Annotated in this window: 15 protein-coding genes, 1 pseudogene and 1 riboswitch; of the genes and pseudogenes, 6 read left to right on the top strand and 10 right to left on the bottom strand. The window is 71.2% G+C overall.

Annotated features, from left to right (window positions below):
• The first annotated feature begins 183 nt into the window (after window positions 1-183).
• Entirely contained in the window at window positions 184-2538 is a 2355-nt protein-coding gene (locus ACFVW8_RS27265) for a glycoside hydrolase family 3 N-terminal domain-containing protein (RefSeq protein WP_389694439.1), read from the top strand.
• 5 nt (window positions 2539-2543) lie between these two features.
• On the opposite strand, the pseudogene ACFVW8_RS27260 reads toward ACFVW8_RS27265, so the two are convergent.
• The 3 genes and pseudogenes from ACFVW8_RS27260 to ACFVW8_RS27250 form a co-directional block, all read right to left on the bottom strand.
• Window positions 2544-2975: pseudogene (locus ACFVW8_RS27260) on the bottom strand (sugar ABC transporter permease); the annotation flags it as partial.
• Window positions 2976-2977: 2 nt separating this feature from the next.
• Complete coding sequence (locus tag ACFVW8_RS27255; protein ID WP_389694437.1) at window positions 2978-3430, bottom strand: flavodoxin family protein; 453 nt, start codon at window positions 3428-3430, stop codon at window positions 2978-2980.
• A 123-nt stretch (window positions 3431-3553) separates the two neighbouring features.
• The gene (locus ACFVW8_RS27250; RefSeq protein WP_389694435.1) at window positions 3554-4399 is read right to left on the bottom strand and encodes a class I SAM-dependent methyltransferase; all 846 of its coding nucleotides are present in this window, start codon (window positions 4397-4399) and stop codon (window positions 3554-3556) included.
• A 129-nt stretch (window positions 4400-4528) separates the two neighbouring features.
• Here ACFVW8_RS27250 and ACFVW8_RS27245 point away from each other — a divergent pair, with 129 nt between their 5' ends.
• Window positions 4529-5152 (top strand): TetR family transcriptional regulator, encoded by a 624-nt coding sequence (locus tag ACFVW8_RS27245; protein ID WP_389694433.1) that lies wholly within the window; start codon window positions 4529-4531, stop codon window positions 5150-5152.
• A gap of 114 nt (window positions 5153-5266) precedes the next feature.
• Here the strand turns inward: ACFVW8_RS27245 and ACFVW8_RS27240 are convergent, their stop codons facing one another.
• From ACFVW8_RS27240 to ACFVW8_RS27225, 4 genes are all read right to left on the bottom strand, one after another.
• On the bottom strand, window positions 5267-6610 hold the full coding sequence (locus tag ACFVW8_RS27240) for a histidine-type phosphatase (RefSeq protein ID WP_389694431.1): 1344 nt from the start codon (window positions 6608-6610) through the stop codon (window positions 5267-5269).
• Window positions 6611-6740: 130 nt separating this feature from the next.
• Window positions 6741-7175 (bottom strand): SgcJ/EcaC family oxidoreductase, encoded by a 435-nt coding sequence (locus ACFVW8_RS27235; RefSeq protein WP_389694429.1) that lies wholly within the window; start codon window positions 7173-7175, stop codon window positions 6741-6743.
• A gap of 27 nt (window positions 7176-7202) precedes the next feature.
• Window positions 7203-8147, bottom strand: coding sequence for a helix-turn-helix domain-containing protein (locus tag ACFVW8_RS27230; protein WP_389694427.1), 945 nt, complete (start codon window positions 8145-8147; stop codon window positions 7203-7205).
• 18 nt (window positions 8148-8165) lie between these two features.
• On the bottom strand, window positions 8166-8600 hold the full coding sequence (locus tag ACFVW8_RS27225; protein ID WP_389694425.1) for a helix-turn-helix transcriptional regulator: 435 nt from the start codon (window positions 8598-8600) through the stop codon (window positions 8166-8168).
• On the opposite strand from ACFVW8_RS27225, the gene ACFVW8_RS27220 reads away from it, so the two are divergent.
• Together ACFVW8_RS27220 and ACFVW8_RS27215 are read left to right on the top strand one after the other, a co-directional pair.
• On the top strand, window positions 8599-9048 hold the full coding sequence (locus ACFVW8_RS27220; RefSeq protein WP_389694423.1) for a hypothetical protein: 450 nt from the start codon (window positions 8599-8601) through the stop codon (window positions 9046-9048). The two genes, ACFVW8_RS27225 and ACFVW8_RS27220, sit on opposite strands and share 2 nt — an antisense overlap.
• Before the next feature lie 75 nt (window positions 9049-9123).
• On the top strand, window positions 9124-9552 hold the full coding sequence (locus ACFVW8_RS27215; protein WP_389694421.1) for a pyridoxamine 5'-phosphate oxidase family protein: 429 nt from the start codon (window positions 9124-9126) through the stop codon (window positions 9550-9552).
• Between the two features lie 246 nt (window positions 9553-9798).
• Here the strand turns inward: ACFVW8_RS27215 and ACFVW8_RS27210 are convergent, their stop codons facing one another.
• Window positions 9799-10413, bottom strand: coding sequence for an endonuclease (locus ACFVW8_RS27210; protein ID WP_389694419.1), 615 nt, complete (start codon window positions 10411-10413; stop codon window positions 9799-9801).
• A gap of 134 nt (window positions 10414-10547) precedes the next feature.
• Between ACFVW8_RS27210 and ACFVW8_RS27205 the strand changes: the two genes are divergently transcribed.
• Window positions 10548-10931: a VOC family protein gene (locus ACFVW8_RS27205; RefSeq protein ID WP_389694417.1), complete on the top strand. Its 384-nt coding sequence runs from the start codon at window positions 10548-10550 to the stop codon at window positions 10929-10931.
• Window positions 10932-11014: 83 nt separating this feature from the next.
• On the opposite strand, the gene ACFVW8_RS27200 is transcribed toward ACFVW8_RS27205, so the two are convergent.
• Together ACFVW8_RS27200 and ACFVW8_RS27195 are read right to left on the bottom strand one after the other, a co-directional pair.
• Window positions 11015-11797 (bottom strand): VOC family protein, encoded by a 783-nt coding sequence (locus tag ACFVW8_RS27200; RefSeq protein ID WP_389694415.1) that lies wholly within the window; start codon window positions 11795-11797, stop codon window positions 11015-11017.
• A 111-nt stretch (window positions 11798-11908) separates the two neighbouring features.
• Window positions 11909-12157, bottom strand: a complete 249-nt coding sequence (locus tag ACFVW8_RS27195; RefSeq protein ID WP_389694413.1) for a hypothetical protein — start codon at window positions 12155-12157, stop codon at window positions 11909-11911.
• A gap of 374 nt (window positions 12158-12531) precedes the next feature.
• Here ACFVW8_RS27195 and ACFVW8_RS27190 point away from each other — a divergent pair, with 374 nt between their 5' ends.
• Entirely contained in the window at window positions 12532-13260 is a 729-nt protein-coding gene (locus ACFVW8_RS27190) for an SDR family oxidoreductase (protein ID WP_389694411.1), read from the top strand.
• A 94-nt stretch (window positions 13261-13354) separates the two neighbouring features.
• Window positions 13355-13572, top strand: a riboswitch (cobalamin riboswitch).
• Window positions 13573-13707 lie beyond the last annotated feature (135 nt).

Genomic DNA, 13707 nt, shown 5'->3' with positions numbered 1-13707 from the left:
CTGGGGGTGCTGCCGGGGGGGGTTCCGTTTGGGCAGGGGGTGTGCGCCCCGTTGGGGGGGGGGGTCCTCTAACGGCGGTGTCCCTGGGCGCCGGGGCGGCCCGCACCACCCCCCGGGCCCGAACGGCGTCCTCACCGGACACGTTGTGTCCACCCGCCCCGCACCGTGAAAGTGAGCCACCCGATGTCCGAGCCGCTCTTCCGCGATCCCGCGGCATCCGTCGCCGAGCGGGTGCGTGACCTGCTGGCGCGGATGACGCTCACCGAGAAGGTGGGGCAGGTCAACCAGCGGATGTACGGGTGGGACGCGTACGAGCGCACCTCGTCCGGCCACCGGCTGACCGACGCGTTCCGAACCGAGGTGGCCGCGTACGACGGGATGGGCGCGCTCTACGGGTTGCAGCGCGCCGACCCCTGGTCGGGGGTGACCGCTGCCACCGGCATCGGTGCGGCGGACGGCGCCCGGGTCTCGGACGCCGTCCAGCGGTATGTCGTGGAGAACACCCGGCTCGGCATTCCGGTCCTGCTGGTCGAGGAGATGCCGCACGGCCTCCAGGCGCTGGACGGCACCCTGCTGCCGGTCAATCTGGCGGTCGGCGCCACCTGGAACCCGGAGCTCTACGAGGAGGCCGCCGCCCTCGCCGCGGCGCAGCTGCGGTCGCGCGGCGGCCATGTGGCGCTGGTGTCCGCACTCGATCTGGTGCGTGATCCGCGCTGGGGCCGCGCGGAGGAGTGTTTCGGCGAGGATCCGTACCTGGCAGCGCGGTTCACCGAAGCCCTGGTGCGTGGCGTGCAGGGGCCGCCGGGCGAGGAGTTCGGGCCGGACCGGGCGGCTGTCGTGCTCAAGCACTTCGCCGGGCAGGGGGCGACGGTGGGTGGCCGCAACAGTGCGGCCACCGAGCTCGGCGCCCGCGAGCTGTACGAGATCCATCTGGAGGCCGCGCTGGCAGGGGTCCGGGCCGGGGCGGCAGGGCTCATGGCGGCGTACAACGAGTTCGACGGCCTCCCGTGCGCCGCGAACCGGGAGCTGCTGACCGGAATCCTGCGTGAACGGTGGGGGTTCACCGGTCTGGTGATGGCCGACGGGCTGGCCCTCGACCGCCTGGTGCGGCTCGCCGGGGACCCGGTCGCGGCCGGTGCGCTGGCGCTGGATGCGGGAACCGACCTCAGCCTGTGGGACAGCTGTTTCCCCCGCCTGGAGGAGGCCGTGCGGCGCGGGCTGGTCGACGAGGGCACGCTCGACGCCGCCGTCGGACGGGTCCTTGCTCTGAAGTTCCGGCTCGGTCTCTTCGAGCAGCCCTGCACCGGGGAGCGCGCGCCGGCTCCGGGTCCGGAGCTGCTGAGCGAGCGCATCGCCCGGGAGTCCGTCACGCTCCTGACGCACGACGGTGTCACACTTCCGCTCGGCGGCGGTGTCCGGCGGATCGCGGTCATCGGCCCGAACGCCGACTCCGTGCCGCAGCAGATCGGTGACTACACCGCGCCCCAGCGGCCCGGCACGGGCGTCAGCGTCCTCGACGGCCTGACGGCAGCGGCTCCGGCCGGCACGGAGGTCATCCACGCCCGGGGCTGCGATCTGGTCGGCGGTGAGCTGTCGGACGTGCCCGGCGCGGTCGTTGCCGCCTCCGCCGCCGATGTCGCGGTGGTGGTGCTGGGCGGTTCGAGCGCACGGGAGTCGGGGACGCGCTTCGACGCCAACGGAGCCGCGGCCGTCACCTCGGGCAACCCCGTGGAGATGACGTGCGGGGAGGGTGTCGACCTGGCCGAACTCGGCCTTCCCGGGGGTCAGTCGGCTCTGCTCGACGCGGTCTCCGCGACGGGCACGCCCGTCGTCGTGGTGCTGGTCCAGGGGCGTCCGCACGCGCTGCCGGATCTCGCCGACCGGGCCGGGGCTGTGCTGAGCGCCTGGTACCCGGGCCCGTGGGGCGGGCGCGCGGTGGCGGACGTGCTGTTCGGCGCGGCGCAGCCCATGGGCCGGCTGCCCGTGTCGGTCCCCCGGTCGGCGGCCCAGCTGCCGGTCTTCTACAACGGCAAGGACCACGGCTACCGCGGCTATGTCGACCAGCCCGCCACCGCGCGCCACGCGTTCGGCCACGGACTGAGCTACACGTCGGTCGAGTACGGCGCACCCCGGCTGTCCCGGAAGTCCGCGGCAGGGGCGGAGTTCGCCGCTGACGCGCCCGCCGGGGCGGCGGAGCCGCTCCTGTGCACGGTGGAGGTGCGCAACACGGGCGACCGGCCGGTGTGGGAAACCGTGCAGCTCTACGTACGCCGGGTGCTCGGCGGAACGTCATGGCCGCGGGTACGGGAGCTTCGTGGCTTCACCCGGATCGAGCTCGCTCCCGGGGAGCGGGCAGCGGTCTCGTTCCGCCTGACGGAGCAGACCCTGGCCTCCGTCACCCGCACTCTGGAACGGGCGGTGGAGCCGGGGGAGTTCGCGATCGGGACCGGCCCGTCCTCGGACCGGACCCGGGAAGCCCGGCTGACCGTGACGGCCCAGGCCCGACGCGAACAGGCCGGATCCGCGCGGGCGCGATGACCCCGTCAGACACGCCCCGCGGCCTTCTGGCTCCTGCGGGAGAGGGAGTCGACGACCACGGCCGCCAGCAGGACCGACCCCGTGATCATGAACTGGACCGCATTGCTCACGCCCATGATGTTCACCCCTGACTGGATGGACCCGATCACCAGGGCGCCGAGCAGGGCCGACCAGACGGAACCGCGCCCGCCGAACAGGCTCGTGCCACCGATGACGGCCGCGGCGATGACGTTCATCAACAGGTTGCCGCCGCCCGAGGTCTGGCTCGCGGACTGGATCTGCCCGGCCAGGAAGAGGCCGCCGACCCCCGCCATGGTGCCGGCGGTCGAGAAGACGGACATCCGGATGAACGGCACGCTGATGCCGGCCCGCCGCGCGCCCTCGACATTGCCGCCGGCCGCGAAGACCTTCCGCCCGTAAGCGGTGCAGCGCAGCACGATCAGTCCATCAGACCGCCCGCGAGCGTCGCCCCCAGCTCCCAGCACGCCTCGGTGTCGGCCTTGCCGGGCTCACCCGTCACCGTCACGGCCTCCGCTGCGCGTCGCCATCCAAGACCTGTCGTGATCGACTCGATGCCCCGCACCGCCCCGGTGACGTCGTTACCCCCGTGCACGTAGTACCCGAAGGGCCGGCCGCGCGTCGTGTCCAGGCAGGGGTAGTAGACCTGGTCGAAGAAGTGCTTGAGGGCGCCGGACATGTAGCCGAGATTGGCCGGGGTGCCGAGCAGAACGCCGTCGGCGGCGAGCACGTCGGACGCCGTCGCGGCAAGCGCCGCGCGGCGCACGACCCGGACGCCCTCGATCCCGTCCGTCGTCGCACCGGAGACGACGGCTTCGAACAGCGCCTGGCAGTTGGGCGAGGGCGTGTGATGCACGATCAGCAGAGTGGCCACACCCCCGAACCCTGCCGCCCCCGCCTCCCGCCCGCAAGCAAGGCACGCCTCGGACACCGGACGCCGTGCGGGCACCGGACCGCCGGGGGTGAGCGCCGCTTTCGACCCGGGGGCCGGACGCGGTCAGACCGGGCGGCTCGCGGTGACCAGCCAAGCCGTGCTGCGCAGCCGGACGGAGCCCCGCTCCTCGTGGTCGCGCAGATGGTTCACGAGCGCCTCGCGGGCGCGGTCCGCACTCCCCTGGTCCACTTGGCCGGTCAGATGCCGTCCGGGGCCGGTGTCCAGCAGGAAGGCCGCCGCGTCCTCGGCATCGCGGCCCCAGCCCCCGTACGCCTCCACCCGCAACGGGCTGACGTCCGTGAACCCTGCCGAGGACAGCACCGCACGGATGCGGCCCGGATCCGCCAGGGAGAACATGCCCGGCCCGCCGGCTTCCCCGAAGCCTCCGAGGGGCAGGTTCTTGCGCAGCGCGGCGATGGCCTGGATCCATTCGTTGTCCCCCGCGTCCGCGGCACAGATGAACGCCAGCCGGCCCCCGGGACGCAGCGCCCGGCCGATATTGGCGAAGGCCGCGACGGGGTCACCGAAGAACATCACCCCGAAACGGCTCGTCGCCACATCGAAGCCGCCCGGTTCGAAGGGGTGGACCTGGGCATCGGCGCGTTCGAACATCACGTTGCCGACACCCTCCTTCGCCGCGGTCTCCCGGGCGCGCTCCAGCATGGGCGCCGAGAGGTCGACCCCCAGCACCCGTCCGCCGGCCGCTCTTCGCGCGGCCAGCCGCGCCGTCTGCCCGGCCCCGCAGCCGACGTCGAGGACCCGGTCGCGCTCACCTATCGCGGCGGCGTCGAGCAGAGGCTGGTCGAAGCCTCCGTTCACCGCGTCCCAGCGGTCCTGATTGCGCGCCCAGTGCGCACCTTCGTAGCCGTTCCATGCCTGCGCCTGCTCGGTGTTGACAATGGTCCGCATCGCGTACCTCCTGCTGGGCTCCGAACGCCGGAGCTATGATGGGCGCACGCCCATCAAGGTATGGGCGGGCGCCCATACTCGCAAGGGCATGGGTGCGACGGGCCGTGACACCACATCGGAAGGAGCCGCATGTCACCGCGTGGCGTGGCGATGCCGGAGGTTCGGGAGCGGCTTTTCGCCGCCGCGGAGCGCGTACTGGCCCGTGAGGGGCCGGGCGCCCTGACCAGCAGGGCGATCACCGGTGAGGCGGGCTGCGCCAAGGGGGTGCTGCACGCACATTTCGCCGGGCTGGACGAGTTCGTCGCCGATCTGGTGCTGGACAGGTTCGCGCACACCGCACGGGAGGCCGAGGCGCTGCGGGGACGCGCGGGCGAGGACACGGTGGCCGGGAATCTCACCCAGGTCGCGCTCGCACTGCTGGACTCCAGCAGTCCGACGGTCGCGGGCCTGGCCCTGACGAGGCCCGCCGCCTCCCTTCGGGTACGCGAGGCGCTGGAGGCGGGGGCGCCGGGCTTCTCGGCGGTACAGGACTCCATCGCCCGGTACCTGGAAGCCGAGCAGCGCCTCGGACGGCTCGCGGCCGGCGCCGACACGGCCGCGGTCGCGCTCGCCGTGGTCGGGACCGCCCATCATCTCCTGATGACGGGATGGCCCGGCGCCCCGGACCCCCGGGAGCAGATGCGAAGGCTGATCACCCTGCTCACCGGGGCGGCCCGCCGGGCCGCCCCCGACAACGCCTCGCCCCGGGAGTAGCCGTCGGCACACGGCCGCCGCCGCGCGCCTGCCTCCGTACGCGGGAGGTCAGGACGTGCGCGATCGGAGCAGCGTGGAGGGTCAGGACGTGCGCGGTCGGGGCAGCGTGGAGGGTCAGGACGTGGCGCGGTCGAAGCAGCGCTTCAGCTCGTCGGCGTCGTAGAAGTAACTGCCCTTCACCACCGGCTTGCAGCCCTCCTTGAACGCGGTCTGCTTCTCGTTGTAGAGCATCCGCACCAGGTACTTGTTGCCCTTCCGGTACAGGTCCCACTGGATGTTCGCGGCCATGGGCGCCACCGAGGCTCCGCGCCAGGGGTTGTCGGCGTATGTGTACGGCCTGGCGGGTGACGCCGGCTTCGTGCTGCCGGGCAGGCCCATGAGCGCTGCCAGCGGGATGATCTCCTCGGCGTGCGTGAAGCGCAGCTCGGCGCCGGCGTTTCCGGTTCCCGCCCGCTTGGCGTCGATCTTCGCGAAGAAGTCGTCGAGCAGGACGTTCGCCATCCGGTACGTGATATCGCTGTCGGAGAAGCCCGGCCCCTTCTCGTAGAAGTCCTCGGCATCGCTGAGGTAGGCGAACCACCGGGCGTCACGCGGTGCGATGTAGCGCCCCATGGTCCAACTGCCCTCGTCGGCCATGGTCGGAGCGATGCCGTAGAGGGTGTGGACCGCCTGCGCGGCCTCCGTTCCGGTGCCGATCGAGGAGAAGTCGCCGGCCATGATCCGCTCGGCGAAGGCCGGCTTGAAGATCTTCCTCAGGACGTTGCGGGCGGCGGTGCGGGTGGCGCGCCGGCCGGTGATCCCGTCGAGCGTGGCGGCGAGCCGCTTGTCATTGTCGACGTAGTCCCGGTACTCCTCGCCGCCGGCCGACTTGTGGAAGTAGAGCAGGGCGGCATCGGTCCTGGCCGGCGTGATGAGCGGCTTCAGGGCGGGGTCGTTGTCGGCGAGCGCCGCCGCGAACAGGTTTCCGCTGTCGACGGCGCGGTCCTTGCCGGAGTTGACGACATTGATCTGTTCGGAGTTCGCGGCGATGTCCTTGAAGAGCGTGGGAAGCCGCTTCTCCAGGCGCGCGGCAGTGTCCGCGATCTCCCGCTCGCCCCGGCCGCTGAGCTGCCCGTACCCGATGTTGTCCATGGCGGCGAGCAGCGACTTGGCCTCGCTGCCGAATCCCTCACCGGTGCGGGTGAGCTGCCCCTCGCTCCGTGCCTTCTCCCACAGGGCCAGGATCAGGTCACCGTCCTCGCTGTCGGACGCCGCGCGGGAACCGTGGCGGGAGACGTTCTCGGTGAACACCGGGACGAAGCCCTTGAGGGCCTTCTGGTACGTCCGCATGTCCTGTTGCGGCGCGTACGGCGTCTTGGTTGCGTAGTAGCCCACGGAGTTCGCCTGCGCCGGCAGCGCTGCCGACAGCACCGCGGAGACGGAGAGTGTCAGGGCGATGGCGACGGTTCGTTTCTGCATGGCTTCACCGGTTCGGGTCGAGACGCGTCTGTCGGGCGCTCGCAGCATGATCGTCCCGGATGAACCGCACGCGTCCGGGACGCTACCGCTCCACGTCCTGCGGACAACGACCCCGCACCGCTGCGGCCCCTTACGTGGCGGCCTGTCCGTCCAGGGCCATCGCGGCGTCCAGCGAAACCAGACGCGAGTTCTGCAGCGTCGCGACCTCCCAGCGGTCGTTCTGCCGGATCACCACGAACAACTGCAGGAAGTGGCGGCTCGGCAGCGGCTCCTCCTCACCGGCCATCACCATGCCGAAACGGTGGTGCACCACGCCAACCCCAGGTCCGACGATCCGGGCGAACGACACCTCGCCCCGCACGAGCCGGGAGCCCTTCAGCACCGTGTCGAAGAGCGGCTGCTGAAAGGCGATCACCGTGTCGCGTCCCTTGTGGAGGGTTCCGTCGAAGTCCACCAGCTCCGCGTCGTCCGCGAAATCGGTGACGAACGCGGCGGCGTCGCCGCGGTTCCATCCCTCGATCATCCTGGCAGGGACCGCACTCAGAGCTTCAACCGAAGATTCCATGTCATGGCCTTTCCGCGTTCTGTTCCTTCAGCCACCATCCTCGCCGGGCCGGGCGGCGGACTCATTGACCGTCCGTGCACAGTCGTTGGATACGCGCGCCCCCGGGCTGTGCCCGTAGGTGGCCTTGAACAGCCGGTTGAAGTGAGCCGGATCAGCGAATCCCCAGCCGGCGGCCACAGCCGCGACCGTGGAACCCTTCCGGGCCAGATCCGCGCGGCACCGCTCCAGGCGCCGACGGCGGATCAGGGCCGCCACCGTCAACGGCTGGTCCTGGAAGAGCTTGTGCAGGCGGCGAACCGACACATGGTGTGCCGCGGCCACCTTGGCCGGGGTGAGGTCCCGGTCGGACAGCCTCGCCTCGATGAAGCCGATGATCCGCGTGCGAAGGATCTCGTCGGCGACCGGACGTTCGTCACCCAGGCGGGCCGACAGCATCACCGAGACCAGCTCGATCACCGCGGCCGCCGACCGGTCCGCCTCGTGAGCGCGGAATCCGTCCAGCGACCGCGCCATGTCGCGTACGAGCGAGGACACCAGAGCGCCGGGACCGCGGTCGCCGCGAATGCGCTCACCGGCCAGCCGGGCGGCGTCATCCTCTCCGAGTCGCAGCGAATCCCGCGGAATCAGCAGGGTGACATGTGTGGTCGCGGAACTGGCGAACCGGACCGGCCGCACCGGGTCGATCAGGACCAGATCCGTGGGGCCCAGCACGGCGGTGCTGTTGCCCTGCTCGGCGCGCACGTGTCCTCGCGTCACCACCTCGACCTGCCACAGGTCACTGTCGGTGGCGCGCGCGGAGCGCGCATCGCGGAAACACTCCCCCTGCGGGGTCACCAGCTCGGTCAGCCGCAGGGGCCCCAGATCACGGCTCACCACGCTCGCACGGAAACCTTCGTCCGTGGGCCGGCCGCCGCGCAGGGGCGGCAGACCGCTCTGCTGGAGCGTCTCCAGGAAGGCGTCAGGGCTCTCCATACGGCACCGGCCCTTCCGTCACAGCCCCCGGGCCGCATCCGCGGCCGGGGCCGACCGGGCCTTGACCGGGCGGGTGTGCGCCTTGGCCAGGCATGCGGGCATCGCCCGTACATCACTGTGGTCGCCGGCCCGGTACGCGCTGGGGGTCATCCCCACGAGCTCGGTGAACCGTGAGCTGAACGAGCCGAGGGACGTACAGCCGACCGTCATGCAGGCATCGGTCACGCTCATCCCCGTACGCAACAGGGCCATGGCCCGCTCGACCCGCCGGGTCATGAGATAGCTGTACGGCGTCTCGCCGTAGGCCGCGCGAAAGGCCCGGGAGAAGTGGCCGGGCGACATCAGTGCGCGGCGGGCCATCTCCGGCACGTCGAGCGGACGCGCGTACTCCCGGTCGACCAGATCACGCGCACGGCGCAGGTGCGCGAGGTTGGCCAGGTGTTGGTCGTCCATGGGCCGAGGTTACCTCCGCTGCGTTCAGTGCTGCACGGCACGGCCTCAGCTCGTCGTCGTCGACTACCTGTGGGGCCACGTCACCCAGCAGGCCATGCCCGCACTTCTGACGGCCCGCACCGACCGCGCGAAGGCGCTGGCCTGGATCCAGATCGGGTCCATGGCCGGCCCGGACATCTCGCTGCCCTCGTACCTGCTGCGCGCGGCGAACCTGAACATCCTGGGCAGCGGCCAGGGCTCCGTGACCACCGCGGGCATCGTCGCCGAACTTCCTTCCCTCGCCGAGCAGATCGTCGCCGGGACGCTGGCCGTGGATCCGCTGGTCATGCCGCTCAGCCAGGTCGAGCAGGCATGGAACACGCCGACCGCACCCGGGCGGCTGATCGTCCTGATGCCCAGGCGCCCGGACACCGCACGCCGATGCTCGCCGACGACTCCCCCTGCCTGATCCGCGACGACACGATACGAACGTTGCATAATGCAGCACCTGGAGCTCAGGACACCCACCACGAAGGAGTCACCCGTGGCTTTGACCCGTGAAGAGCGCGAGCAGTTCCTGGCGGAGCCGCACATCGCCGCCCTGGCCGTGAACACGACGGAGCAGGACCGGTCGCCCCTGACCGTGCCCATCTGGTACCAATACCGGCCGGGCGGCGACATCTGGATCATGACCGGTCGCAACTCCCGGAAGGGGAAGGCGATCGCCGAGGCCGGCCGGTTCTGCCTGATGGTCGACCGTGTCTCCCCGACCGTCCGCTACGTGTCGGTCGAAGGCCCCGTCGTCTCGACCGTCCCGGCCACCCGCGAGCAGCTGGTCGAGATGTCGTCGCGCTACCTCCCCGCCGAAAAGGTCGACGGCTATGTCGACTTCGCCTGGAAGGAGCACGGCGAGCAGGTCGTCATCCACATGCGGCCGCAGCGCTGGATCAGCTCGGACCTCGGCGAGGTCTGAGCGGCCCGGCGGACACCGGGCCGCCCGTCGCCGTGGTCATGAAGTGCCTTGGGGACCACGCCCAGCTGTCGCATCTGCGCGAGGACGTCGACGCCCCCCAGGTCTCGACGACACGGTCACCCACGAAGCGGAAGATGAAGATCTCGTCGTGCGGGGCCTTCACCTTCACGACGAACGAGCGGCTGCGTGGGGGACACCGCCGAAGTCACGGATGTCGAGCAGCGGCAGCGAGCCCGGTCCGGCGCCTCACTTTTTGGCAAGCTGGGCCCGGACCAGCGCGGCCGCCAGCCTCGGCAGATCGTCCTCGGAAACGAGCCGGGCCAGCCCCTCGGCCGTCCCGGGAAGCCCGAGCCCGGCCGCGGCACCACGGGCCAGGGTGTCGAAAGCCGGGCTCAGCTCCGGCCACACCGCTTGTGCCTCCCGGCTGAAGATGTCCGCCCCCACGGGCCCGATCCGGGGGAATTCCTGGAGCAGTGCCCGGATCCGCTCCGGGTCGCCTCCGGACTCGTCGCGCAGCCGCCGCAGGTCTCCGCGATACCGGTCGAGAGCGAGCTGCGCCCCGTCCCCCAGTGCGGTGGCCGTGCTCTCGTCGTAGCGGCGGTAGTGGGCACGGCCCAGAGCATCCACCCGGTCCTGCCAGGAGGCGGCCACCATGGCCCGCGGGGTGCGCTTCCCGGCCCCGAACAGCTCCCGGGCCGCGGCAACCGCGATATCCGCCTTGATGGGTACCGAGAACAGCACGCAGAGAGTGAGCAGCTGATACAGCGGTGCGGGGGTGTTCCGCAATCGGATGCCGGCTTCCTCCGCGTAGGTCTGCCCGTGCTCCTCCAGCAACCGCTTCGCTTCCCCTTTCCGGGGCATGGCGATCCTCCGGCCTCGTCCGAATTGAGGGCGTCAGTCGAACACCCGTAATTTTACCCGTGCGGACGCGCGCTTTCCTTTGCGCGGGCCCGGTCGGCGGGACGGCCCGAGGCGGTCTCCGTACACTGACGGGCATGGCATGCCGCATCACGGAACTGGTCATCGACGCCGCCGACGCCGAACGTCTCGCGGTGTTCTGGAGCAAGGTCCTCGGTTACGTCGAGCTCGGCCGGGAGGGCGACGGAAGCATCGAGATCGGGCCGCCCGACACCGGCTTCGGCGGTCCGCAGCCCACTCTCGTCCTGAGCCCGAGCAGCGACCCGAGGCCCGGGAAGCTCCGGCTGCACATCGACGTCAACGCCACCGACCGCGACCAGGACGCCGAGTTGGAGCGCCTGCTCGCTCTCGGTGCCGTGCCGGCCGATGTCGGCCAGAGCGGCAACGAGAGCTGGCACGTCCTGGCCGATCCCGAAGGCAACGAATTCTGCCTGCTGCGCACCCGGTGCCGGCCCGTCTGACCTCATGCGCCCCGCCCCCACCCGCTCGTCCGTTCGAGTGAGGTGGGCGGCCGGCCGGACGTCTGCGGGCCGGGGGTGGATGTCTACCGGTGGGAGAGCGTGAACAGCCCGCCGTCCGGGTCCTGCAGAGTTCGCGAGAAACCCTTCGGCGCCCAGGAGGCGGCCGACGGCTCGGGCTTGCTGCCGCCTGCCTCGACCGCGGCGACAACGGCACGCTCCACGTCGTCGACGGTGAAGTTCACGAGCCAGCGCGGTCGCAGGTGTGCTTGTGCGGACGTCTGCACACCGCCGCCGCGCAGCGAGAGAACGGCTCGCCCACTCCGTTCGACGACCACGTGATCGTGCCGGTGAACGATGTCGAAGTCCGCGCCCGCGTCCCAGCCGAAGACCTCCCCGTAGAAGACCGCGGCGTCGAACACGTCACGGGTCTGGAGGTCGATTCGGGCGGGTGCGCTGCCCTCCCCCGGCAGCCAGGCCAGTGCGGGGCCCTCCCAGAACCCGAACGTGGCCCCGTCCCGGTCCGCAGCCAGTCCGGCTCGTCCCTCCCCCAGTGCCATCGGCCCGACCGCCATGGTGGCGCCCCGGTCCCGGATCCGCGCCGCTGTCACATCGGCGTCCCGCACCGCGAAGTACGGCGTCCACACCGAGGGCGGGGCGAGCCCCGGGCGCTGGGCGCCGATACCCGCCACGGGTTCGCCGCCGGCCGACGCGACGAGGAACTGACCGCCCAGGGAACTGGCCCGGAAGTCCCAGCCGAGTACCGCCGTGTAGAAGGTCCGGGCGGCGGACAGATCGCCGACCATCAGGTTGACCCAGCACGGGAGGCCCGGGACAGGCACCACCTGATCCGCAGCGGACGTAGACATCGGTTCTCCTTCGCAGCCTTCGCCGCGTCATAGGGGCCGGCTCGGTGTGACGCCCGCATCCCGGCGGGCCGTGTCCGGTGCGGGCCGCTCGGGCTTCCGTCTCGCGCGCGGTCAGCCGGACGGCTCGTCGGGCACGGGGTGCTCAGGGTGGTGCCGGCCCGGTTTCGGGCCGCCCCGCCGGCCGGTCCCGGCCTCGTCCGTGTCGGGAAGATCCGGGTCGGGGCCCTCGTCGGCGGGCGCGTGCATCCGGCCGCCCACCACGTCCCAGGGGTCCTCGTCCTCAGCGGCCTGCTGATCGGGCGGGTCCCTGGGAATCGGCTCCCCGCTGTCTCCGGCGTCTTTCGGGTGAAGGTCGTTCACTGCGTTCTCGCTTCCTCCGGCAGGTGCGGTGCCCGGTGCGCGTACCCGGGTGGCCGGCGATGATGCACGGTCCTGCCGGAACCTGTTGGTCACTGGTCAGCGGTTACGGTGCTCCGCCGCAGGTCTTCGGCCACCTGCCGGCTCCGTCGGCGCGCGGCCTGCTGCGGGCGGGGCAATACATTCGTCCCACAGGAGCGCGGATCACGCTCCTCGAGAGAACGTGGCTCGGCCACGACCGGTTCAGCATTCAAGCGGTGACCGTGGGAGCGGAGATCAACCGGCCGCAGCCCGTGGGCGTGACGGGCGCGCGACCGGGCCCCTCATTGCCATTTCGGACATATCCTCCATAGGGGGTCTCTACGGAAGGGCGTGCCATGAAATTCGCTGTCATCGGCGGTACCGGGTTGATCGGGTCCCAGGTCGTCAGGAATCTGAACGCCGAGGGTCACGAGGCGATGCCGCACTCGCAGTCCACCGGAGTCGACGTCATCAGCGGCAAGGGGCTCGACGAGGCGGTGGCGGGGGCCGATGTCATCGTCAACCTGACGAACTCCCCCACCTTCGACGAAGCCTCCCCGGCATTCTTCCGGACCTCGATGGACAACCTTCTGGCCGCGGGCGGCAAGGGCGGCGTGGACCACTTCGTCATTCTCTCGATCGTCGGCGTGGACCGGGTCCCGGAGCTGGACTACTACCGGGCCAAGGCACTCCAGGAGGAGATCCTCGCCGCCGGAACGATCCCGTACTCGATCGTCCGCGCAACGCAGTTCATGGAGTTCATCGACGCGGTGCTGTCCTGGACCACCGAGGGCGACACCGTCCGGCTGCCGCCGACGCCGATCCAGCCGATCGCTGCCGGGGACGTGGCCGAGGCAGTCTCCGAAGTCGCCGCGGGCACACCGCTGCAGGGCATCCGGAACATCGCCGGCCCCGAGGTCTTCACCCTGGACGAGCTCGGGCGGCTCACCCTGTCCCACAAGTCCGACCGCCGCACCGTCGTCACCGATCCCACGGCCGGCATGTTCGCCGCAGTCAAGGGTGACGTGCTCACGGACAAGGACGCCCGCCTCGCCCCCACCCGCTACGCCGACTGGCTCGCCTGAACCTCCCGCCAGGACCGCCGGGAGACGGCCCGGACGTTGCGCAATTCACGTTCCGGAATGTGAACGACGGCGCCCGGGACGTGGACGACCCTTTAGTCTGGCCCGTGCAGCTGGTTCGCCCTGTCCGCCAGGCAGGCGCGTCGTAAGAGGGAACCCGGTGGAATTCCGGGACTGCCCCGCAGCGGTGAGTGGGAACGACCGCCGTCATACGCACTGGATCCGGCCGGATCCGGGAAGCGACGGCCAGTAGGAGTCTGCCCCCGGCAGAAGTGCCCGCGAGTCCGAAGACCTGCCCGTTGCCCGCACGCGACCCACTCGCATGCGGATATCCCGGTGACCTCGTGGGCGGGTCGGCGTGCATACCGGACGGAGCACCGCGCCGAAGGCGCGCCAGGCACCCGTCCGGTCCGTCACCCCTTCGTGTCCGCGTCCCGTCCCGGGATGTTC

It is taken from the genome of Streptomyces sp. NPDC058221, from assembly GCF_042882365.1.
Classification (GTDB): domain Bacteria; phylum Actinomycetota; class Actinomycetes; order Streptomycetales; family Streptomycetaceae; genus Streptomyces.
The sequence above is the reverse complement of the archived record's forward strand: the minus strand, read 5'-3'. Positions and strand labels throughout refer to the sequence as shown.

Excerpts from the sequence above, each read along its gene's own strand:
- ACFVW8_RS27265 (WP_389694439.1), top strand. The coding sequence starts at position 184 with ATGTCCGAGCCGCTCTTCCGCGATCCCGCGGCATCCGTCGCCGAGCGG.
- ACFVW8_RS27250 (WP_389694435.1), bottom strand. The coding sequence starts at position 4,399 with ATGCGGACCATTGTCAACACCGAGCAGGCGCAGGCATGGAACGGCTAC.
- ACFVW8_RS27245 (WP_389694433.1), top strand. The coding sequence starts at position 4,529 with ATGTCACCGCGTGGCGTGGCGATGCCGGAGGTTCGGGAGCGGCTTTTC.
- ACFVW8_RS27240 (WP_389694431.1), bottom strand. The coding sequence starts at position 6,610 with ATGCAGAAACGAACCGTCGCCATCGCCCTGACACTCTCCGTCTCCGCG.
- ACFVW8_RS27235 (WP_389694429.1), bottom strand. The coding sequence starts at position 7,175 with ATGGAATCTTCGGTTGAAGCTCTGAGTGCGGTCCCTGCCAGGATGATC.
- ACFVW8_RS27230 (WP_389694427.1), bottom strand. The coding sequence starts at position 8,147 with ATGGAGAGCCCTGACGCCTTCCTGGAGACGCTCCAGCAGAGCGGTCTG.
- ACFVW8_RS27220 (WP_389694423.1), top strand. The coding sequence starts at position 8,599 with ATGGGCCGAGGTTACCTCCGCTGCGTTCAGTGCTGCACGGCACGGCCT.
- ACFVW8_RS27225 (WP_389694425.1), bottom strand. The coding sequence starts at position 8,600 with ATGGACGACCAACACCTGGCCAACCTCGCGCACCTGCGCCGTGCGCGT.
- ACFVW8_RS27210 (WP_389694419.1), bottom strand. The coding sequence starts at position 10,413 with ATGCCCCGGAAAGGGGAAGCGAAGCGGTTGCTGGAGGAGCACGGGCAG.
- ACFVW8_RS27205 (WP_389694417.1), top strand. The coding sequence starts at position 10,548 with ATGGCATGCCGCATCACGGAACTGGTCATCGACGCCGCCGACGCCGAA.
- ACFVW8_RS27200 (WP_389694415.1), bottom strand. The coding sequence starts at position 11,797 with ATGTCTACGTCCGCTGCGGATCAGGTGGTGCCTGTCCCGGGCCTCCCG.
- ACFVW8_RS27190 (WP_389694411.1), top strand. The coding sequence starts at position 12,532 with ATGAAATTCGCTGTCATCGGCGGTACCGGGTTGATCGGGTCCCAGGTC.